General features: G+C 47.7%; 20 protein-coding genes and 1 tRNA gene. 10 read left to right on the forward strand and 11 right to left on the reverse strand.

What is annotated here, in order from left to right; genetic code table 11:
• The first annotated feature begins 55 nt into the window (after positions 1 to 55).
• A complete protein-coding gene (locus tag OIR97_RS05650; protein WP_169544615.1) occupies positions 56 to 331 on the forward strand; it encodes a hypothetical protein in 276 nt (91 codons plus the stop codon).
• An 87-nt stretch (positions 332 to 418) separates the two neighbouring features.
• On the forward strand, positions 419 to 1,477 hold the full coding sequence (locus tag OIR97_RS05655) for a bifunctional transcriptional activator/DNA repair enzyme AdaA (protein ID WP_169544616.1): 1,059 nt from the start codon (positions 419 to 421) through the stop codon (positions 1,475 to 1,477).
• 13 nt (positions 1,478 to 1,490) lie between these two features.
• Here the strand turns inward: OIR97_RS05655 and OIR97_RS05660 are convergent, their stop codons facing one another.
• The 3 genes from OIR97_RS05660 to OIR97_RS05670 are packed head-to-tail and all read right to left on the reverse strand — an operon-like array spanning position 1,491 to position 3,687.
• Positions 1,491 to 2,054, reverse strand: coding sequence for a hypothetical protein (locus OIR97_RS05660; protein ID WP_169544617.1), 564 nt, complete (start codon positions 2,052 to 2,054; stop codon positions 1,491 to 1,493).
• 14 nt (positions 2,055 to 2,068) lie between these two features.
• Complete coding sequence (locus OIR97_RS05665; RefSeq protein ID WP_169544618.1) at positions 2,069 to 2,755, reverse strand: lysozyme family protein; 687 nt, start codon at positions 2,753 to 2,755, stop codon at positions 2,069 to 2,071.
• A 41-nt stretch (positions 2,756 to 2,796) separates the two neighbouring features.
• Positions 2,797 to 3,687: an N-formylglutamate amidohydrolase gene (locus OIR97_RS05670; RefSeq protein ID WP_169544619.1), complete on the reverse strand. Its 891-nt coding sequence runs from the start codon at positions 3,685 to 3,687 to the stop codon at positions 2,797 to 2,799.
• A gap of 131 nt (positions 3,688 to 3,818) precedes the next feature.
• Between OIR97_RS05670 and OIR97_RS05675 the strand changes: the two genes are divergently transcribed.
• From OIR97_RS05675 to OIR97_RS05685, 3 genes are all read left to right on the forward strand, one after another.
• Entirely contained in the window at positions 3,819 to 4,190 is a 372-nt protein-coding gene (locus OIR97_RS05675; protein WP_169544620.1) for a response regulator, read from the forward strand.
• A gap of 117 nt (positions 4,191 to 4,307) precedes the next feature.
• Positions 4,308 to 4,384: transfer RNA gene (locus tag OIR97_RS05680), tRNA-Val, on the forward strand.
• A gap of 104 nt (positions 4,385 to 4,488) precedes the next feature.
• The gene (locus tag OIR97_RS05685; RefSeq protein ID WP_169544621.1) at positions 4,489 to 5,703 is read left to right on the forward strand and encodes a cation:proton antiporter; all 1,215 of its coding nucleotides are present in this window, start codon (positions 4,489 to 4,491) and stop codon (positions 5,701 to 5,703) included.
• Between the two features lie 48 nt (positions 5,704 to 5,751).
• Here the strand turns inward: OIR97_RS05685 and OIR97_RS05690 are convergent, their stop codons facing one another.
• Entirely contained in the window at positions 5,752 to 6,168 is a 417-nt protein-coding gene (locus tag OIR97_RS05690; protein ID WP_169544622.1) for a MerR family transcriptional regulator, read from the reverse strand.
• A gap of 235 nt (positions 6,169 to 6,403) precedes the next feature.
• Here OIR97_RS05690 and OIR97_RS05695 point away from each other — a divergent pair, with 235 nt between their 5' ends.
• Both OIR97_RS05695 and OIR97_RS05700 read left to right on the forward strand, forming a co-directional pair.
• The gene (locus OIR97_RS05695) at positions 6,404 to 7,063 is read left to right on the forward strand and encodes a hypothetical protein (protein ID WP_169544623.1); all 660 of its coding nucleotides are present in this window, start codon (positions 6,404 to 6,406) and stop codon (positions 7,061 to 7,063) included.
• A 197-nt stretch (positions 7,064 to 7,260) separates the two neighbouring features.
• Positions 7,261 to 7,755 carry an AAA family ATPase gene (locus OIR97_RS05700; protein WP_169544624.1) on the forward strand — a complete coding sequence of 165 codons (495 nt, stop codon included), beginning with the start codon at positions 7,261 to 7,263 and terminating at the stop codon, positions 7,753 to 7,755.
• Between the two features lie 53 nt (positions 7,756 to 7,808).
• Here OIR97_RS05700 and OIR97_RS05705 read toward each other — a convergent pair whose 3' ends face one another.
• Both OIR97_RS05705 and OIR97_RS05710 read right to left on the reverse strand, forming a co-directional pair.
• Positions 7,809 to 8,633, reverse strand: coding sequence for a mechanosensitive ion channel family protein (locus OIR97_RS05705; RefSeq protein ID WP_169544625.1), 825 nt, complete (start codon positions 8,631 to 8,633; stop codon positions 7,809 to 7,811).
• A 14-nt stretch (positions 8,634 to 8,647) separates the two neighbouring features.
• Positions 8,648 to 9,457 carry an AsmA family protein gene (locus tag OIR97_RS05710; RefSeq protein WP_169544626.1) on the reverse strand — a complete coding sequence of 270 codons (810 nt, stop codon included), beginning with the start codon at positions 9,455 to 9,457 and terminating at the stop codon, positions 8,648 to 8,650.
• A 201-nt stretch (positions 9,458 to 9,658) separates the two neighbouring features.
• Between OIR97_RS05710 and OIR97_RS05715 the strand changes: the two genes are divergently transcribed.
• Both OIR97_RS05715 and OIR97_RS05720 read left to right on the forward strand, forming a co-directional pair.
• Positions 9,659 to 10,801 carry a CaiB/BaiF CoA transferase family protein gene (locus OIR97_RS05715; RefSeq protein WP_169544627.1) on the forward strand — a complete coding sequence of 381 codons (1,143 nt, stop codon included), beginning with the start codon at positions 9,659 to 9,661 and terminating at the stop codon, positions 10,799 to 10,801.
• A gap of 104 nt (positions 10,802 to 10,905) precedes the next feature.
• Entirely contained in the window at positions 10,906 to 14,136 is a 3,231-nt protein-coding gene (locus tag OIR97_RS05720; protein WP_169544628.1) for a coiled-coil domain-containing protein, read from the forward strand.
• A gap of 11 nt (positions 14,137 to 14,147) precedes the next feature.
• Here the strand turns inward: OIR97_RS05720 and OIR97_RS05725 are convergent, their stop codons facing one another.
• The gene (locus OIR97_RS05725; protein WP_169544629.1) at positions 14,148 to 15,353 is read right to left on the reverse strand and encodes an MFS transporter; all 1,206 of its coding nucleotides are present in this window, start codon (positions 15,351 to 15,353) and stop codon (positions 14,148 to 14,150) included.
• 176 nt (positions 15,354 to 15,529) lie between these two features.
• On the opposite strand from OIR97_RS05725, the gene OIR97_RS05730 reads away from it, so the two are divergent.
• On the forward strand, positions 15,530 to 15,901 hold the full coding sequence (locus OIR97_RS05730) for a DUF4870 family protein (protein WP_169544630.1): 372 nt from the start codon (positions 15,530 to 15,532) through the stop codon (positions 15,899 to 15,901).
• Positions 15,902 to 15,948: 47 nt separating this feature from the next.
• Here OIR97_RS05730 and OIR97_RS05735 read toward each other — a convergent pair whose 3' ends face one another.
• The 4 genes from OIR97_RS05735 to OIR97_RS05750 all read right to left on the reverse strand — a co-directional run bounded on the left by OIR97_RS05735 (position 15,949) and on the right by OIR97_RS05750 (position 19,940).
• Positions 15,949 to 16,173: a biotin/lipoyl-binding carrier protein gene (locus tag OIR97_RS05735; RefSeq protein WP_219821668.1), complete on the reverse strand. Its 225-nt coding sequence runs from the start codon at positions 16,171 to 16,173 to the stop codon at positions 15,949 to 15,951.
• Positions 16,174 to 16,263: 90 nt separating this feature from the next.
• On the reverse strand, positions 16,264 to 18,081 hold the full coding sequence (typA, locus tag OIR97_RS05740) for a translational GTPase TypA (protein ID WP_169544631.1): 1,818 nt from the start codon (positions 18,079 to 18,081) through the stop codon (positions 16,264 to 16,266).
• Between the two features lie 171 nt (positions 18,082 to 18,252).
• Positions 18,253 to 18,978 (reverse strand): substrate-binding periplasmic protein, encoded by a 726-nt coding sequence (locus OIR97_RS05745; RefSeq protein ID WP_169544632.1) that lies wholly within the window; start codon positions 18,976 to 18,978, stop codon positions 18,253 to 18,255.
• Between the two features lie 101 nt (positions 18,979 to 19,079).
• Entirely contained in the window at positions 19,080 to 19,940 is an 861-nt protein-coding gene (locus OIR97_RS05750; protein ID WP_169544633.1) for a DMT family transporter, read from the reverse strand.
• Positions 19,941 to 19,943 lie beyond the last annotated feature (3 nt).

Raw genomic sequence — 19,943 nt, forward strand, 5'->3', positions numbered from 1 at the left:
AATGTGATATGACATAATAGCTCTGTATAATGTCATTTCCTGACAGGAGATTGGAATGAAAAAAAAGCTTTCGATAATTGGTTTAGGGGTCATGTTGGCAATGACACCTGCAGTTTCCGCCTATGCCGATGAAAAAGGTGCGGATGAACTGGCCGTTGAAGGGTTAAGCAAATTACTGGATGCGTTGAGTGTGTTCATTGATTCCATTCCACAATATGAAACACCAGAAGTTTTGGACAATGGTGACATCATTATTCGTCGTGTGCCCTCTACCAAAGAAGAAAAAGACACGGACGATAATGATCACGGAGTTGAGAAAACCTCTACTTGAGACGCGTTTTGAAAACGGAAAACGGATAGTCCCGGGTCAGAAGAAGTATATCCTGGGTGCTTGGTTCAGTTGAGCGCGGAGTGAAGAATGGACGTGTTGGAAAAAAGAGCGGCGGTGTCTGATCGGGACAAGAGGTATGATGGCGTTTTTGTATATGCTGTAAAAACAACCGGTATCTATTGTCGCCCTTCCTGTCCGTCTCGTCAGGCAAAGCCTGAGAATATGTTGTTTTTCGACCTGCCTGATGACGCTGAAAAGAACGGGTTCAGGGCCTGCAAACGATGTCGCCCGGATTTCGCGAATACGAAAGATCCTCTTTTTTCAATGATACGTCAGGTATCGACCATCATCCGGAAGGGCCTTGAAGAGAACCCGGACGACAAAGTCTCACTGGCTCATCTATCTGCAGAAACCGGTTATAACGAAGACTATCTAGCCCGGAGTTTTAAGCAGGTTATGGGGGTAAGCCCGTTTGAATATTATGATATGTTACGCAATGGTAAGCTGAGGGAAAATCTGAAGCGGGGCGAGAATGTCTCATCCGCGGCTTATGGGGCCGGTTTTGGATCCTCAAGCAGGCTCTATGAAAAGGCGCATGAACGTCTTGGAATGACACCAGCATCCTATGCCAAGGGTGGTAAAGGGGCTGAGATTGCTTATGCTATTGTTGACTGTTTTCTTGGAAAAATGCTGATTGGGGGAACCCGAAAAGGGGTCTGTGCCGTTTATTTTGGAGATTCTGAGGCTTCTCTGTTGGACGAATTGAAAGCAGAATTTCCTGAGGCGGAAATTGCACCCGAGATTGGCGATCTCGCTGAATGGACAGCAAAGATCAGTACATTTCTGGAGAGAAAAACTGCGGCTGTTCCCGAAATTCCACTTGATATGTTTGGGACTGCATTTCAGCGCCGTGTATGGCAGGAACTGTTAAAAATAGCGCCAGGCGAAACCAAAACATATAAACAAATTGCTGACGATATGGGGCGCCATAAATCTGCGCGCGCTGTTGGTCGTGCATGTGCGACGAATCCAGTGTCTTTGATTGTACCATGTCATCGGGTCATCGGGTCAGATGGAAAGTTGCACGGGTATCGCTGGGGGCTTGAAAGAAAGGAGCTGCTTCGGCGGTGGGAACTTACAGAATAAAGTTTTAGGTTTTTTAGAAGGCGCCCGTTCTTTGTTTGCTGGCGGCCGGCCCTCGCAGATTTTTAAGGGCATCAAAGCCAAGGTTCAGTTGTTTTTCTCGGGGAAGGCTTTTCAGATAATCAAACCCGTCTTTTGTATTGGTGTTATAAATTGGATCATTTTCTTCTTTTAACCGGTTAATTGCCTTATACCATATAATGTAGATTTTCATTTCATGGGTATGATTGTTGTCCAGATGCCGATAAAGCGCGCAACAAATGAACAAGATAAGATCGGTTATCTCATCTGCATAATTATAACTGCGGTCAATGGTTGACAACAAACCGTGGTTTGCAACCGGGTCAAGTGACATGACTGAAGAGAAAAAGAATTGTCGATCGTCCGGCGCCAGATAGTTCAAATATTCTGGTACAATGTCTGGTTGGTGAGCACGGTTGCTTAATCGATGGAGAAGACGATATCCGCTGAGCGTTAAGGCATGTATCCCAACCGGGTCGGTGTGAGAAAAATGCAGCTTAATCGCCAGATTAACCAGACGTTTTGCCGCCTCCATTTCATTGATACGATTTTTTTGCATTTCAAATTCAGGGCTTAACTGTTTGACGCAAGTTGAAGAGCCTCCTGTTTCTTTTTCAAAATTGCCTCTCTTCTTTTGTCGATCAGGGCGCGACGTTTGCGATATTGCTCTCTGGCTTTTTCCATGCGAAGGGCGGTGTCCCGACGCCTCTCTTCCTGCCAGAGTTTAAGGACTTTCTTTTTGTACGGAATATTGAATTTTTTTGTCTGCGAGTGATAATGAGCGACCGCAATGTTCCAGGACCGGTTTTTCCTTTGCAGTTTTTTCAAAAGAGCGCCGGCATAGGACGCATTCACCGTTGGATCGAAAGCCTCTTCAAGCGAAGTAAAGGCATTGGGGTGCCAATGCAGGTTCACTTGCATACATCCCACATCAATATTTTTTACACCCTTCTTTTTAAGTTTTTTAACTTCGGCAATAGCGGCAGCTTTGCTCGGCAAATATCGCCCCCTCCCTTCGGAGTAAACAGTCCAGGGCCAGGCAATTATTTCCCGCTTTTCTTTGTGCCAGCGACCAGTCTCAGCAAGTGAAATGGCATTTAAAAGCCGCTTTGGCAGCCTTAAGGATTTTTCCGTTCGTTCTGTTGCAGAACGACAGGTGTTGAGGAATTCTGCGCCGTTTGCAGGAAACTGCGCAGCCTGAACAGGGACTGTCTGGAAAATAAGTGTTGTTAACACCAAGATGAAAAATTTATTAAACATTATGCTTCTCCTGCTTACCTGGCAGCAAGAAGCGTGCCGATTTATTCTGCCGCTTGAATATTCGGGTGCAGACTGCTGGATACAAGGCCTTCAGCAAGACAGCCGTGAACAATATCATCGATCAGATCTGTAATTTGCGCCTGCAAGATCGGGAAGTGATCGTTGGGTTCAATCGCGTCCTGTTCCATGTAAAGAGCGCGGCTGATCTCAATTTGCAGGCTGAATATCTGTCTGTCGGGCCGGGCATATTTCTGCGTTATAAAACCACCGGCGTAGGGGGCGTTAAAGGCGACTGTGTACCCCAGTGAGTTGAGATTTTTTTTCACCAGAGCGCGAAGCCACGCTGGACAGGATTGACCGTAACGATCCCCTAGAACAAAATCCGGTAAGCGGATTGGTGGTTGCGAAGGCATCGAATGACAGTCGATCAAAAACGCCTTCCCAAATTTTTCAAGGGTTCGGTTCATTAAGATGTTTAAGGCACTATGGTAAGGCTTATAGCAGGTGTTAATGCGGTTTTGGGCCTCACTGAACGAGATCGGCCCAGGGTGAATAAAAAGGCCGTCTGACACGATTTTTGGGATCGTTCCAATCCCCGCTGAAATGCGTGGGCTAAATGTTGTCACATAACTTGGCAGGGGCTCCAGAAACATATCAGGGTCCAGCTCATAGGCTTTGCGGTTTACATCACAATAAGCTCGCGGGAAGGTGGCTGTAATAAGCGGACAGCCCTTCGCTGGCACCGCTTTGAAAAGCGCATCGATCAGGAAATCTTCTGATTTGCGTAAATCACCGAAGGAAAGAGGGGACTGATCAACAAATGAATCGGGGTATTGGCGGCCACTATGAGGGGACGAAAAAATAACAGGGCCGGTCCAACTCTCTGGCGTTGAAACATGAAAAGTTGATTTTTCTGGCAGGCCATCAGGCATTGATCCGTCCCGTTCCCTTCAATTGTGTGATCCATGCTTCGAAAAGTTCACACTTTTTTGCCAAGATTAATCCTTTGGTATATTCTTTGTGGCAAGCATAACAGATAAATTTCTAATAGTAGATAATTCTTATGGCCCGAATACTCCTAGCTGAAGACGATAATTCGATGCGGTATTTCCTTGCGCGCAGTCTGGAGCTGGCGGGTCATGAAGTCCTGGCATTTGCCGATGGTGAAGATGCAATCCCGGCCCTGAATGCAGGGCCTTTTGATATCCTGATTTCTGATATCGTCATGCCCCGCATCGGCGGTATTGAGCTGGCGGTCCGGGCAAAAGAAATTGTCGAAGGATTGCCGGTAATCTTTATCACTGGATTCTCTGCGGTTGCCATCGAAGATATGGATACAGTTGAAGGGATTAGCCAGATGCTTTCCAAGCCGTTTCACCTGAATTCCCTTGTGGATGCTGTGGATCGGGCCATTGAAGCAAAAGAGGCTTCCTAAGCCGAGGCATATCCCCAAAACGATCGTTCTTAAAAATTTGCCAGTTTGCGCTTGCAATGCGTAGTTTGGAGCATTATAAGACCCGAACTCCGGTCGCGAAAGTGACAGACTTTTCGGGGGTGTATAGCTCAGTTGGTTAGAGCGTTGCCTTGACATGGCAGAGGTCACAAGTTCGAATCTTGTTACACCCACCATTTTCCCAAACCATTATCCCTCTCAGTCTCGAATTTAGTTTGCTGAATGCGCTGGTTCGTGTGAAGTATACTGCATTCTTCTGAGGTCAACTGCAGGCGCTGGTATGGATGATTTCCCAGTTTTTTTTGTTGGTGCATTTTTACTTTTTATCTTTGGGCTTGTGTCGCGACTGATCGAAAAGTCAGTTTTCTCTGGGCCCATGTTTTTTTTGGCCGCAGGTGTGTTAATGGGGCCGGTTGGCCTGGATGTTATTGAGCTTCAGTTAAACACACCCACCAGCAAGATCATCGCAGAATTGACCCTTGTGTTGATCCTGTTTGTCGATGCTTCGAAAATTCATCATACGGACCTAGTTAAAACTCTGGTCGGCGCCCCGGCTCGGTTGCTGGGGATAGGATTGCCGTTCACCATAGTGACAGGGGCCATTATTGCGTTTCTCCTGTTTCCTGATCTTGATCCTTGGCTTGTTGTGCTGATTGCCCTGATTCTATCGCCCACAGACGCGGCACTCGGCCAGGCGGTTATCAGTAGCGATAATGTTCCTGAAAGAATTAGAGAATCGATTTCCATCGAAAGCGGGTTAAATGACGGTATCGTGTTACCGTTGGTGCTCGTGTGCCTTGCCGTTCTCGCGGGCGGGGCAGAGGCTTTTCACGGTGGTACAGTGTGGCTGCCCTTTATGCTGAAGCAGTTATTGCTAGGGCCTCTCATTGGCGCGTTTGTGGGGTATATTGGGGGTCGGTTAGTCGATTTGGCTGTCAATTTCGGCTTGATGGAAAGTACCTTTCAGCGACTGGCATCCATTTCGATTGCTCTGCTTGCCTACGCTTTTGCGGAATTTTTCGATGGAAACGGATTTATTGCCGCCTTTTTTGCAGGCTTGTTTCTTGGGGTGAAGTCCTTGGCAGTACGCAAAAGAATTCAAGCCTTTGGCGGCGCAGAAGGCCAGATGTTGTCGCTATATATTTTCTTCATTCTGGGTCTTGTCGGTGTCCCTATTGCGTTGCCCTACCTTGATTTAACCATGCTTGCTTATAGTTTGCTGAGCCTTACCATCGTTCGCATGATGCCTGTTGCACTCTCGATGATTGGTAGTGGATGGACGGGTTTTTCAGTGCTGTTCGTAGGATGGTTCGGGCCGCGGGGGATTGCCTCAATATTATATCTGCTGATCGTTGTGGGGGAATTGGGCACGGAAGGTTATGAGCGTGCAATTGCAATTATTGTTCTTGTTGTCGTGATCAGTACATTTCTGCATGGGTTCAGCGCCGCCCCGATGACTAAAATGTTTAAAGGACTTCGCGACAAAGGAACCTGACGCAACACAATATCCTCGGCTTTGAACAGGGGAATTCAGTTAGACCTTTTAGTGGTCTGTTTGGCAAAGTTCATGATTTGCCAGAGAACGAATGACATAACAATCGCCCACTTGATTTGCCTTGCATCCAGCAACAATCCGGTCAAGTTCGGCTTCCAGCCTTTTGAGTTGCGTAATCCGCGCGCGAATATCAGAAAGGTGGGAAGTGGCGATTTCGTCTGCATGGGCGCAAGGGCGCTCCGGATGGGCATTCAATTCAATAAGCTCACGGATCGCTTCGAGGGGTAAGCCGAGGTCCCGCCCATGTTTAATAAAGGAGAGACATTCCAATTGTTGTTGGGAATACCGTCTTTGATTTCCCTCGGAACGGATCGGCGCACTTAACAATTCTATTTTCTCGTAATATCGAATTGTTGGTACTTTTACACCGGTTTTTTGTGAAAGTTCACCAATTGAAAAATGCATGCTTCTCTCCATACCTCTAGTCTATAGAGATATTGGATGAGAAAACAAAATCAAGAGTTTTCGATATTTTGCAGATTTTTTTCTCTGTTCAGATTGGCGAATGAGATTATTCAGACCGCCAGTTGTTTCTCCCCAATCCAATGCTTACCCGTTTTATAGACTTCTACCCCGCCATATGTGATTTACAATTTTATAAAACAACGTTAAGGTTTTGTTAATAAATTTGGAGGGGTCCATGAAAGTGCTTGCTTTGATTTCAGGGTTGCTGCTGTTCAGCTCGACTGTACAGGCTGCAGTGCTGGATTTTTCGGGCGTTACCGATATCGGCCCCAGCCACACAAGTTATGTTGAAAAAGGGGTGACGGTACAAAGTATCGGCGGTGATCTTGCGTATCATGGAACTCCGGGCCGTGTGCATATCACCGACTCGGGAACCTCTTTTGCAACAGGCCTCTCGTTCACTACCGGAGCGAGATTCGACGCCGTTCAGTTTGATATATTCGGAAGCAGCAATTTTTTCTGCTTGGGTCCGGGTTGTAACTCACCGATCCCCTTTAACAACGTTGTAGTGACAGCTGAACGTTCTGGGGTTGAGGTCGCGCGCCGGGAATTTTACTCTGGAACAAGTCCGCATACTGAAGTTCTGGATTTTTTCTTTTTGGATATTGATCGTCTTAGCATCAGTATTTTATTTCCTGCCGCCGTTGACGATACTGTTTGCGCCTTTGCCGCACCGTGCACTTTCTTTGATGTCGACAATGTTCTCCTGATTCCAAATGGAAACATTTCTTCTGTTCCTTTACCAGCTGCTTTGCCACTTTATGGGGCAGGTCTTTTAATGGTTGGGTTTCTGGGAAATAGGGCCCGGCGCCGAAATGAAAAATCCATCAACTGAAATAAAGCCTCTTTACATCAAAAAAAATGGACGCTAAGGTTTTCGCATGAAACAGAATTTTGCCGCCATCATTATTGTGATTGTAAAGGTCATTACTCCTTAGAGTCTGGCGGACGCTTCTGTATGAAATCACCATCCGCCCTACGAGGCGGATTTTTTGTTTCTTCCTCGGACGGCACGAATAAATGAGGAAGACAATGAGACCGAATGATACGCCCCCTTCATTACATTTTTTCTGTGGAAAAATGGCCGCAGGAAAAACTACTTATGCCCGTGAACTTGCTGAAAAAGAGAAGGCTGTTCTAATCAGTGAAGATCTTTGGTTGTCCCGCCTCTTCCCGGAAGAAATCAATACCTTTCAGGAATATCTAACGTGTTCTTCAAGGTTGAAACGCGTTTTGCAAGATCATGTTCAGAGCCTTTTGCGGGATGGGGTCTCCGTTGTTTTGGATTTTCCTGGAAACACAAGAGGGCAGCGGGCCTGGTTCAAGAACGTTTGCAAGGAAGCCAATGCCGAGCATTGCCTGCATTATCTCGAACGGTCAAATGCAGAATGTCTTGTACAATTGAAAAAAAGAAACCGGGAAAAGCCGGAAGGGTCGAAAAGAACTTCCCCCGAAGAATTTATGATGGTGACCAGCTATTTCGAAGAACCCAGTGTTGAAGAGGGCTTTAATGTCCATCATGTGTAGGGAAAACGGGGGCCTGTTAGACCCCCGCATTCTGTCTGCGCAATAGCATCCTGTTATTCCTCACCGGTATTAAAAACCGGGGCGAGCAATTTGATTTTTTCAGATTTGAGAAGCGTCAGAATGGCATCATTCACTGAATAGCGAATTCTAAAGTAACAATTTCCGGGTATCCATGCGCGCACACCCATAACCACACCGCCCAGGGCAAAGTCGTGGATGCCAACTTGTGGCGTTGGGTCTTCGCGAATTTCCGGAAAGGTTTTTAGCAATGCAGTTATTTTTTCTGCCAGCAGCTCTGTATCTGTTTTGGACGACACGGAAAATTGTAGCTCGAGGATTCTGTTTTCGTTGGAATTTACGAGGATCTGACCGACAATTTCCTTGTTGGGAATGGCAATCTTCTCGCCGTCTTCACCTAGCAAAAAGGTGGTTCCAAGGGTAACCTTGTCAACAATGCCACTTACGCCGCGGACGGTCACAACATTTCCAACAACATAGGGGCGCGTTAATATGATGGCGACGCCCGACCCAAAGTTGGATATGGGGCCTTGTAAAGCCATGGTTGCGCCTAACGTCACGGCGCCTGCAAGGGCAATAAGCGGAGCGATGCTGATACCAAAATTTCCAAGGGTGATGATGATCAGCATCACCATCATCACCAATTTTAGGCTGCTGGCCATAAAGCCAGATAATGTCTCATCAATGTTCTTGGCAATTGCGATTTTTTGCAGTCGGTTACCAATCCAATTGATTACCAGAAATCCAAAGGCAAAAAAGGCAAGGGCGCCAAGAATTTGAAACCCGTATGTGACGCCGAATTCAATCAGCAGATCAATATACTTGTTCAGATTTTCGATGTTCTGTTCGACATTATCCATGCTTTGCACCACCTTTACTTGAATAGGCTTTTTACAGCGCCCGTTGCACCTTCTACCGCTTTGCCAGCGCCTTCAGCTGCTTTTCCGGCACCGCTGCTAACCGCATCAGTGGCTCCTGACAAGCTGTTTTTCAGACCATCCAGTGTTTTGCCAATGCCTAGATCAGAAACGACAGACAATGCACTGTCTGTAATTTTGTCGGCGACTTGTGCTGCAACTTCAGCCGGTGAAGCGCCACCACTGTCTTTTCCGATATCCGTAAGCTGGATTGTTGGCAGTTTGCCTTCAATTTTCTGGTTCATCGTGATGGGCGCCTTCACAGTCACCCGACCATCTTTTATGACCAGTTTATCAATAATAAGTTTTGGTCCATCTTCTTCTGATCCAGGGTCGGTGCTCGTGTCCTTTGCACCGCTATTCGCCTTGATGTAATCATCGATATTCTTCTGGAGTACATCCAGATTATTCCCTGTTTCGCTCAATTCGTAGGTAATCTGAGGTCCGGTTACCAGAATTTCCTCAATATGAATGACCTTGTCGTTGCTACCGGAAAGATCAACCGCCACTGAAATTTCATTCAACATAAAGGCGTTTGGTTCTTCAAAACCTTTTGGGTTGCCCACAGACAATCCGCGCAGCGCCCCTTTTCCGGATGTCAGATCCAGATCGACTTCGTTCAGAGTGACGTCTGTCTGGGTGACGTCTGGTCCAACTTCTTCAACAGCAGTTATGATAACTTTGTCCAGATTGAAATAAAAGACAGCAACAAGAACTGCTAACAGTACAACAAGGCCAGCAACGGCCCCTGTAATAATTTTTCCCATAACTCAAATACCCCGGTTTGATTTGTTCATAATTTCAGATATAGCCGTTCCGGACCACGGATAGCAAATTTTTCGTCTGTGTTTTTCCTCCTCAAACTCTGTACAGGTGAGATTTGTTTTTTGGCAGGTGACAGTTCCGTGCGAGAAACGTTAGAATAGGCCCCTAGCAAATACAGGCCTTAAAAAAAGAAAGGAATAATAATGGGACCTTTAGCAGGATATAAAATCGTCGAAATGGGAGGTATCGGACCAGGACCAATGTGCGCATTGTTACTGGCAGATATGGGCGCGGATATTATTCGAATTGATCGGATGCAGGAAACAGGGCTGGGCGTTCATACGGATCCTAAATTTAACCTGCTCATGAGAGGCCGGCGGTCGGTCGCCGTTGATAGCAAATCCAAGGAGGGACAAGAATTAATTCTTTCCCTGATAGAACAGGCGGACGGGTTGATCGAAGGATTTCGCCCAGGTGTGATGGAACGATTGGGATTGGGGCCAGACGTTGTTTTTGCTCGTAACCCGAAGATTGCTTATGGCAGGATGACCGGTTGGGGGCAGGACGGTCCAATGGCTCCCGCTGCAGGTCATGACTTGAACTATATTGCCTTGTCAGGCGCGTTACATGCGATGGGCCGGCGCGGCAGCATGCCAACACCGCCCTTGAACCTTGTCGGCGATTTTGGCGGCGGTGCACTGTATCTTGCAATGGGCATGCTTGCTACAATGCTTGAAGCGTCGAATTCGGGGAAAGGCCAGGTCGTGGACGTTTCCATGGTGGACGGTGCTGCCAGCTTAATGACAACGTTCTTTGGTCTAAAGGCGGCTGGACGTTGGAGTGACGAACGGGGCACTAATATTCTTGATTCAGGCGCCCACTTTTATGACGTTTATGAGACTAAAGATGGAAAATATGTGTCCATTGGCTCTATCGAAACCAAATTTTATGCGGAATTGCTGCGCCTCACAGGGTTGGAGGGTGAAGATCTTCCCAATCAGATGGATGTTTCTGCTTGGCCCGCGCTAAGAGAACGCTTTGCCGCTGTCTTCATCACGAAAACACGAGATGAATGGTGCGATATTATGGAAGGAACGGATGTCTGTTTTGCGCCGGTTCTATCTATGGAAGAAGCGCCACAGCACCCGCACAATATTGCACGAGGAACTTTTGTTGAGTTGGATGGTGTTGTCCAACCCGCCCCCGCGCCCAAATTTTCGCGGACTAAATCCGAAATTCAAGGGCCTGCCTGTGCTCCGGGAGAGCACACGGATGAGGCCTTGTTAAGCTGGGGGGTAAGTGAAGATCGCATACGGGATCTGAAAGCTGCAAGCGCTATAAAATAGTATCGTAAAGCGGCGTTCCGTTTTGGTGCGCCGCTTATCCGACAGACAGACTTGACGGATTAGCCTTTATACCGGACTCTGAACTGGTCAGACAGGAGAAGGGTATGATTTTAAAACATCCAGAAGCCGCTCGTACCGATGAAGAGCATGAAGCGCCCCTTGTGCTGGGCGGTCATGAACAGTTGAAAGCTGTTTCCGGCCCCGGTTTGGCAAGCAAGCTGATCGTTACAGCGGTCAACCTTGTTACCCTGTTATGGCTGGTTGCCGCCTTCTATTATGTCCATAAAAATATCGGATGGCCAAATTTGTGGGAGTTGTTACCCCACGAAATCGGGGCCTTCTTTGCAGGGGTTTTTACCCCGATTGCTTTCCTTTGGTTGCTGCTTGCCTACGCCAAACGGGGAATTGACAACAAGCTCAAAGGAAATGCTCTTGACGCTTTGATGCGCGAGCTTGGATACCCTAGTCCTGAAGCAGAGGCCCGTGTTGCGAGCTTGACATTGGGTTTGCGCCGGCAATCCAAAGAAGTGCAGGCTGAAACTGAAAATGCGGCGGTTCGTATTTCGCAGGCTACAAAAGAACTGGATCAACAATATAGTCAAGCGGAAGAGAGTGCGGGAAAACTGCTGGCAAATAGCGATCAGTTCCAAGGGGAAATGGATCGCCGCCTTAAATTGATGCAAGACCTCATTGCCCAAACTGACGCTCAAAAAGAGCAATTGGATGGTATGATGTTGGATCAGGCTGAGATATTCAGCCGAGCTTTGAAAGATGCCGAAGAGAAGGGGGGGGGCCTTAAAGTATCGCTTGCTGAACAGGTAGCCGCTCTTGAGGAGGCCATTCGCAATTCTGAAGAAAAAACCAGCAAAATGGTTTTGACAATGGAGAAAACCAGTCAGGATCTGGCGTCGCTTGCAGAACGCAGTCTTGTGCGCACCGAAAATGCATCAGCCGATATTACGAGTGGTATCCTGGCGTTGGAAGAAAGCAGTAGTGCGCTAAGTGAACGCCTTAATCGCCAGTCCGGGCAATTGGTGGGCAATGCCAGAGACATTGAAGCACAGTCCCGAACAGCGTTGTCGGAGTTGGCTAAAGCCAGTGACATGCTGCTTCAGAATTCATCTGATCTCTCTCTTTCAACTGAGGATGCGGTCTCCCGTCTGAATATGGTGCGGGACGGGTTGTCAGCGGGCACACAGGATGTTGAGCGGGCAATCGACACGATGGAGGAGCGACAGGCAGATTTACTGGCTGGTAGCAAAGAGCTGGATCAGTCCTTAAAGATTTCATCCGACCGACTTGTTGATAACGCGGGCCTCATTCGCAAGACCCTCACAGAAACGGGTGAGGAGATGCAGAGCGCAGGTGCCCGCTTGCGGTCTGAATTGGACAGTTTGACCGAGACCTATCAGAAAACTGAGGCGGGTCTTGGTGATGTGGAAGCTGTGTTGCAGCAAGGGCAGAAGCTTCTGGATGATGCTGGCGAAAAATCGCTACAGAATGCAGAGGTCTTGAAAGGACACATGGCCGACCATGCTGAAAGTCTGCTTGGTAGCAATGAAATTGCCGCGAGCCGAACGAAAGAAATACAAGATCAGTTGCGCAAGCAAATGATGGTCCTTGATCAAGCATCGGATCAAATTCAGGCGTTATCCCGTGAAATTTCAGAGCGTCTTGATGCAAGTGTTGATCAACTCTCTGCAGCGAGTTTGGAGACAACCAATCGTGTTGTTCAGGTGGGAACGGGCTTCCAGCGTCAGGCAGACGAGTTGAAAGCGGCGTCTGAGCGGGTTGCAAGCCAGATTAAAGATGCGGGGGAAGAGTTACGGCAGGAAACATCTGATATTGAAATGCGGGCGGACAGGAGCACAAAAACCATCAAGGCTGCGTCAGAAGAGCTGGAACGCAAACAAAAAGAACTGGGTGCAACAGCCGATCATTCCCGTTTGAAAATTCAAACAGTTATCGAAGAAACCATGCGATTGCATCAGGATTTTATGGCGACTGCCGAAAGAGCAACGTTACAAGCCCGTCAATCCGGGGAGGCGGCTCATTCGCAAACCGCCGAGCTCGCCCAGACCGCAGAGCGGGCATCTGCTGAATTGCGGGGGATGGGTGATCAGGCAAGACTTCAACTGGAAGGGCTCGATCGCGCAGCGGCGAATGCCAACCACCAAATGAGCGAACTTGTGGAGCAGACAACCGGAAATATTGAAAATCTTGGAAATGCGAGTGATCTGGCGACGGAAAAAATGACGATGCTCGCCGATATTTCAGAGCGGGCAAAGACCCACACGGAAACGATGGAGAAATCTCTTCGCGAGGAAACCGGAGCTCTTGCTGAAATTGCAAGACAGCTTGCCGATAGCGCTGAAGCCGTTCAGTCCGGAATTGGAGATCGGGCTAAGCTGTTACAAACTACCGGACATCACGCCGATGTTGCCGGCGAATCCTTCCGCCGAAAAACGCTGGAACTGGCGAAAGCGAGTGAATTGATGCTTGCTGGAATTCAGCGGGCGGATCAAGCGCTGGACCGTCATAAGGACGAGATTGAAAAAACCCGACGTAAGGTTCAGGGGGATCTTGAATATGTTGTCTCTAGTATGGCGGACGCGGGACGTCAGGCAGCAGAGATGGGAGACGGCAGTTTTCAGGCCTTTAAAGGGAAGGCCATTGAACTATTGGAATACTCAAAGCAAGCCGAGAACGAATCCCGTGCTTTGACGGAGCAATTCGACCAGCAACGTCAGAGACTGGAAGTGACGGCAAAACAGGTTGCCAATTCAATCAATGAAACATCGACTATTTTGAAATCTGAGAGTGGCAACCTGAGGGAAGCGGCCAGCCTTGCCGCGGAAGAGGCGCTGATTTCCAGTTTGAAGTTCCAAAAAGAAGCGGACCGTCTGCGGGATGCCTCTATGGATGTCGCGGCCCAAAGAGAAAAATTGGGAGAGAAGCAACAGGCGGATAGCAATGCAGCTTATCGTAAGTCTGTGTCATTCATCCTTGATAGTCTGCACTCACTCGCCATTGATCTGTCGCGGAATTTGGACAATACAATGCCTGAAGAACTTTGGAAGCGGTACCGGCGTGGTGAGAAAAGTATTTTCACCAAGCGTCTGCTGAAGACCAAAGATGCAGACAAAATACGCCTGCTGTATCGGGAAAATGGTGACTTCAGGCGATATGCTGATCAATATTGTGAAGCCTTTGACCGCTTGCTTAAAGAAACGGAGGATACCGAGCATTCAGAGCTTCTAATTGAAACCTATATGAGCTCGGATATCGGGAAAGTCTTTATGATGTTAAGCGATGCGTTCGATGGCGGCTACTGACGACCTGATTTCTATAGTGGAGCCTTTTCTTTATTGGCAGTATTTTTGTCGGCAAGAGAAATCACAACGCGCCTGACGAAGATGAGGAAAATGACCGTAAGAACGCCCCCAATGATCAACGGCATGTCATAATCGACAAATTCGAAAAATGCCCCGCCCCATAAGGGGCCAAGGATTCGCCCTAGTCCAGAAAAGCTATTGGCGATACCCAGTGTGCTTCCTTGCTGGCCTTTTGCTGAAACAAAACTGATAAGGGCGGAATGTGTCGGGTTGAGGATTGCAATTCCGACACTCATAAATGTAATGGCGGCAATGAAGATGCTGAAATGAAAGGCGACGGTTGTACTGAAGAGCCCGATAGCAAGAGCACTAAGGCCGACTAAAAGCAGCTTCGGTTCCCCCAGTTTTTGTGTGAGGGGGCCAATCAGCCGCCCTTGGACAATGACAAGAATGACACCAATATAAGCAAAGCAGTATCCAAGATCCTTTGGTTGCCATCCGTAATTCCGCTCAGTCCAAAGTGGAAACAGGGTTTCAACCTGACTGAAAACAAAGCTGACGATAAAGAATGAGCCAATGAGCCAGGGGATAGATGGGGACGCAAAAATCGCCTGCAATTGTGTTTTCAAGGGTAATTTCGTTGTCTCCCGTGCTGTTGCTCTATCCTCGGCAGTCAGGCTTTCTTTTACGGTAAACAGGGCAAGGAGCAAGCCAAGGAGGGACAAACCAGCGGCAACAAACATTGGGGTTTGAAAGTCAGGATTTTGCGGATCGTTTCCAACAAGAAAAGCCCCGATAGCGGGGCCGAGCGTAAATCCGAGACCAAAAGCCGCCCCCATTAGTCCCATTCCCTTGGCACGGTTTTCTGGCGTTGTTACGTCAGCCACGATTGCCTGTGCCACTGAAATTTTGCCTGAAGCGATGCCACTAACGCAGCGGGCTACAATGAGAACGGCAAAACTTTCGGCCAATCCTGTCCATAAATAAGCGCCAGCACTAACAGCCAGGCACATTAAAAATACAGGTTTACGCCCGATCCGATCCGAGACCCGCCCCCAAATTGTTGAGAATATAAGCTGGAAAAGGGAAAAACTAGTGGCCAGCCAGGTTACCATAAATGCTGTCGCACCATAATGTTCGGCGTAAAAAGGAAGCAATGGCAGAATAATTCCAAACCCAACCAGGTCCAGAAAGATGGAGAGGAATACAGCAAGCATAATAATCTGATATCTGACGTTAAAGAGGGGTGATCCTAGACAAGATTTTGTCGTTTGGCGACATTTGGAATGCACAAAGTAGATTTAATACTAAAAAAGGCTTCGTTCTTTACTAGGAATAGGTTGTTTTTTGAGCTTATACTTACGGGCGAGAGACACACATAATAGGAGATTATATGTCTGGCGATGTTACAGAGCAGGTTGTTGAAGAAGCCAAGGCTAAAGGCGCGGCAAAGTCTGCTAATTTGGTATATATTCTTTATTTAGCCAGTATTGTATTCGGTATAACCGGTTTGATCGGGGTTGTAATGGCCTATATCAACCGGGGAGACGCGCCCGCCTGGGTTCAAACGCATTATCAATTTCAGATTCGGACCTTCTGGATTGGTATCTTGATTTCAGTTATTGGAATGCTCACGATCGCCTTTTTCATTGGCGGCCTGATCCTTTTAGGCTTTTTGATTTGGTACATTGTACGCAGTGTGAAGGGGATGAAATATTTATCTCAGAACCAGCCACACCCAAATCCAACCACTTGGATGTGGTAAAGTCGTTACGAGACATTAAAAAAGCCCGCGATTAAGCGGGCTTTTTTTTAAACTTCAAGTCTGGCAACAATTTGACCCTCTTTAACCGGGTCACCTTCTCCTACCAGAATTTCCAGAACTGTCCCATCTTCTGGGGCATCCACCGGAATTTCCATCTTCATGCTTTCCAATATGAGAATGGCGTCGTCTTCTTCCAGACTTTCACCCTTTTGGGCTTCAATCTTCCAGACTTTGCCGGCAATCTCGCTTTCAACATCAAGGATCGTCATCATAGGCTCCACTATTATTCTTATTCTTAATGGAGATATGTTTTCACAGGATCGGGCAGAAAACTATTGATTTCTACCCGATCTGTAAAAATATCAGGATGCGATCTTGCTGCGAGAGGCTTTTTTCCGCTCATGTGGATCGAGGTGACGTTTGCGCAAACGAATGTAGTTTGGTGTAACCTCTACAAGCTCATCATCATCGATATAGGCAATGGCTTGTTCCAACGTCATCTTACGAGGAGTTGTCAAGCGAACGGCTTCATCAGTGCCTGACGCACGAATGTTTGTCAGCTGCTTGGCTTTCAGCGCGTTGACTTCCAGGTCGTTCGGGCGGTTATGTTCACCGAGGATCATGCCTTCGTAAACATCAATACCACTTCCAATAAAGAAGACACCGCGTGCTTCCAGGTTCCAGATTGCAAAGGCAACAGATTTCCCTGTTGAATTGGCAATCAACACACCGTTGCGGCGTCCTGGAATTTCACCTTTATGCGGAACATATGAATGGAAAAGACGGTTCATGATACCGGTTCCCCGTGTATCCGTCAGAAACTCTCCATGATAGCCGATCAGTCCGCGTGTCGGGCACAGGAAGGTAATCCTTGTTTTCCCGCCGCCTGATGGCCGCATGTCGGTCATTGTCCCTTTGCGCAATGCGATCTTTTCAACGACGACGCCAGAGAATTCTTCATCCACGTCGACAACCACTTCTTCCAGCGGTTCCATTGTTTTGCCGTCTTCTTCACGGAACAATACCCGAGGGCGACTGATAGACAGCTCAAACCCTTCGCGGCGCATGGTTTCGATCAGAACGCCCAATTGCAATTCGCCCCGTCCAGAAACGATGTAGCTATCCGCTTCAGCGCTGTCTTCGACCCGAATTGAAACATTGCCTTCAATTTCTTTCATCAGGCGGTCGCGGATGACGCGGCTCTGTACTTTGTCACCGTCCCTGCCTGCGAGCGGCGAAGAATTGATTGCAAAGGTCATCGAAATGGTGGGAGGGTCAATTGGCTGTGCATCAATCGCTTTTGTTTCTTCTGGCGTACCAATGGTTTCAGCAACTGTTGTCTTGACGAGACCAGCGATGGATACAATATCACCTGCGCGGGCTTCTTCGATTGCCTCGCGTTCCAGTCCGCGGAAGGCCATGATCTTACTTGCCCGGGCATCTTCGATTTTTTCGCCGGAGCGGTTCAAGCCTTTGATGGGATCATTCGTCTTCAAAACGCCTGATTCCACACGGCCAGTCAACAAACGACCCAGATACGGATTGCTTTCAATGGTTGTTACCAGCATCTTGAAAGGAGCATCTTCGTCAACCTGTGGCGCAGGAACATGTTTGACGATCAAATCAAAAAGCGTATCGAGGCTTTCTTTTTCATCGCCGAGATCCTGAACGGCCCATCCTTCTTTTGCTGAGGCGTAGAGAACAGGGAAATCGAGCTGCTCTTCGTCGGCGTCCAGTGCAACGAGAAGGTCGAAGCACTCGTCGAGTACTTCTTCCGGGCGGCCATCCGGACGGTCCGCTTTGTTGATCAGGACAATTGGCTTCAGGCCCAATCCAAGGGCTTTCTGCGTTACGAATTTTGTTTGTGGCATTGGGCCTTCAGCGGCGTCAACCAAGACCACAACGCCATCGACCATGCTCAGGATACGTTCCACTTCACCACCGAAATCGGCGTGGCCCGGTGTGTCAACGATGTTGAGGCGATAGCCCCCCCATTCAACTGACGTACACTTAGCCAAAATGGTAATGCCGCGTTCCCGTTCCAAATCATTGGAATCCATGGCACGCTCTGCCACCTGCTGGTTTTCCCTAAAGGTACCACTTTGTTTCAACAAGCCGTCCACAAGGGTTGTCTTCCCATGGTCGACATGGGCAATGATCGCAACGTTCCGAATTTCCATGATATATTTTTACATTCGCTAAATTAAAGGCGGGCGCAGTATACCGATGACTGAATATATAGCAAGCCTTGTAAAATGAAGGTTTTGCGCACTGGTTTCAGGAGCAGTTTTTATCAACAAAAAGGATCGTAAAAATTGTTTCTGAAAATAGATTTGCTAACCGGGATTAGATTAATTTGCCGCCAGGGCCTTGTTAAAAGACGCCCGTGCTGATTTTCCTGTTTCCGTATTTGGAAAACAAATATGCAAACCGTGTTCTATTAAAAGCTTACTATTCATTTCGACTTTATCGGCCAGCTTTGCCAGACTTTTGTCTGTTTTAAGCAAATAGTCCAAAACATTTGAATCGATCACAGCAAGATCCAAACGTCCTTTAGCTATTTTGCGGATATTGAGAACATCTGCCGTTACTTTCTGACCCTTCAATGATCCATCCGCGACCATCGCGTCAAAGCGTTCCTCGTTCACATATCCCGATACAATACCGATGCTCAATTTTTTCAGGTCATCATAACTGGTCCAATTAACGGGTGCGTTGCTCTGTTGTACAAATCCCACTGGTGAAGAGCCAAAGCTATTCGAAAATAAACACTTGCCGTCTTTGCTTTTCTCAGCATCCAAAGCGGTGCTGTAATATTCGGGAAAATATCCAATATATTCAGGATTTCCAAGACCTTCAGCCACGGCTCTATTCCAAGGGAAAAAATCAAAACTTACTGAATGCCCTGCGGCAGCGAGTAATTTTCTTACGGTTTTGGCGGCAGATCCGTTATCCTCAAGCCCGTTTCCTGAATAGGGCGGCCAATCAAGGCTTGTGAGTTTTAGGTTGTCCGCCTGTGCAATAGAGGCTGGGAAGGCCACCGCAAGGACGGCAGCGAAAATCAATGATTTCGACATGTAAAAATTTCCAATGAGAAGAGTTAAGCTCAAATCAATGTTTAATGTATTTTTAAATTACTAATATTTTTATAAAGTAAGGTGAAATATATTAGGTGTACTTAGGCTTTCTTCACCCGACTTTGAAGGGCCGCACTAATAAGGATTGCTGTAATGCCTATAAAACTCAGGAAGCCAACTATTTCCGAGAAGATTAAATAGTCGATAATGGCTGCGAAAAGAGGTGTAAAGTAGACAAATGGAGCCAGAAAGCTGGCATCTCCGCGTTTCATGGCTTGAATGAACAAGCTTTGACCGCTCACCATGATGGCCCCGATCAATGCCAGAAACAGCCACTGTAGGGGGGTTGGCTGAACCCAGAAGAAAGAAACAAGACAAAGGGCGATTACGGCTCCAATTCCATTATTAATGCTGAGGATCCGCAACGGACTTTCTGTATCTGAAAGGCGCTTGATAAAAATGGCTTCCGTGCCCATAAAAATGGCGGAAGCGATTGCAATAATTGCCAACGGCTGGAAACTGTCCATTCCGGGGCGAGTGATAAAGAGCATGCCCAGAAATGACAGGGCAACAAGGTACCACTGTGCCGAAACTACTTTTTCCTTCAGGATCATGGCGGCGAGGACCATCGTAATAACGGGGCTTAGGAAGGAGATCGAGGTTGCATCCGCCAATGCCATGCCGGACGCCGCTGCAAATAAACAAACAACACCGAGCCAGCCAAAAATGGTGCGGCCAATGTGCAATTTGACCGGAACGTTTCGATAGGTAGGGCGCCGAATTGCAAGAACGGGAAGCAACGCCAGAAAGGCAAAACAAAAACGGCCTGCCGCAATTTGAAATGCACTAAGCGGCGGACCTAAAAGGTCGTTGCCAAGCAATTTCGCAATAACAGAAGCAAGCGCGAAAAACGAACACGCGATAATCATGTAAGAAATACTGGCCAGGGTATTTCGCGACATTCT

It is taken from the genome of Sneathiella aquimaris, assembly GCF_026409565.1.
GTDB lineage: Bacteria > Pseudomonadota > Alphaproteobacteria > Sneathiellales > Sneathiellaceae > Sneathiella > Sneathiella aquimaris.

Coding starts and splice junctions, on each gene's coding strand:
- OIR97_RS05705 (WP_169544625.1), bottom strand. CDS start 8,633: ATGGATAATGTCGAACAGAACATCGAAAATCTGAACAAGTATATTGAT.
- OIR97_RS05720 (WP_169544628.1), top strand. CDS start 10,906: ATGATTTTAAAACATCCAGAAGCCGCTCGTACCGATGAAGAGCATGAA.
- OIR97_RS05650 (WP_169544615.1), top strand. CDS start 56: ATGAAAAAAAAGCTTTCGATAATTGGTTTAGGGGTCATGTTGGCAATG.
- OIR97_RS05670 (WP_169544619.1), bottom strand. CDS start 3,687: ATGCCTGATGGCCTGCCAGAAAAATCAACTTTTCATGTTTCAACGCCA.
- OIR97_RS05710 (WP_169544626.1), bottom strand. CDS start 9,457: ATGGGAAAAATTATTACAGGGGCCGTTGCTGGCCTTGTTGTACTGTTA.
- OIR97_RS05655 (WP_169544616.1), top strand. CDS start 419: ATGGACGTGTTGGAAAAAAGAGCGGCGGTGTCTGATCGGGACAAGAGG.
- OIR97_RS05690 (WP_169544622.1), bottom strand. CDS start 6,168: ATGCATTTTTCAATTGGTGAACTTTCACAAAAAACCGGTGTAAAAGTA.
- OIR97_RS05675 (WP_169544620.1), top strand. CDS start 3,819: ATGGCCCGAATACTCCTAGCTGAAGACGATAATTCGATGCGGTATTTC.
- OIR97_RS05735 (WP_219821668.1), bottom strand. CDS start 16,173: ATGATGACGATCCTTGATGTTGAAAGCGAGATTGCCGGCAAAGTCTGG.
- OIR97_RS05695 (WP_169544623.1), top strand. CDS start 6,404: ATGAAAGTGCTTGCTTTGATTTCAGGGTTGCTGCTGTTCAGCTCGACT.
- OIR97_RS05725 (WP_169544629.1), bottom strand. CDS start 15,353: ATGCTTGCTGTATTCCTCTCCATCTTTCTGGACCTGGTTGGGTTTGGA.
- OIR97_RS05700 (WP_169544624.1), top strand. CDS start 7,261: ATGAGACCGAATGATACGCCCCCTTCATTACATTTTTTCTGTGGAAAA.
- OIR97_RS05715 (WP_169544627.1), top strand. CDS start 9,659: ATGGGACCTTTAGCAGGATATAAAATCGTCGAAATGGGAGGTATCGGA.
- OIR97_RS05745 (WP_169544632.1), bottom strand. CDS start 18,978: ATGTCGAAATCATTGATTTTCGCTGCCGTCCTTGCGGTGGCCTTCCCA.
- OIR97_RS05730 (WP_169544630.1), top strand. CDS start 15,530: ATGTCTGGCGATGTTACAGAGCAGGTTGTTGAAGAAGCCAAGGCTAAA.
- typA (WP_169544631.1), bottom strand. CDS start 18,081: ATGGAAATTCGGAACGTTGCGATCATTGCCCATGTCGACCATGGGAAG.
- OIR97_RS05750 (WP_169544633.1), bottom strand. CDS start 19,940: ATGTCGCGAAATACCCTGGCCAGTATTTCTTACATGATTATCGCGTGT.
- OIR97_RS05660 (WP_169544617.1), bottom strand. CDS start 2,054: ATGCAAAAAAATCGTATCAATGAAATGGAGGCGGCAAAACGTCTGGTT.
- OIR97_RS05685 (WP_169544621.1), top strand. CDS start 4,489: ATGGATGATTTCCCAGTTTTTTTTGTTGGTGCATTTTTACTTTTTATC.
- OIR97_RS05665 (WP_169544618.1), bottom strand. CDS start 2,755: ATGTTTAATAAATTTTTCATCTTGGTGTTAACAACACTTATTTTCCAG.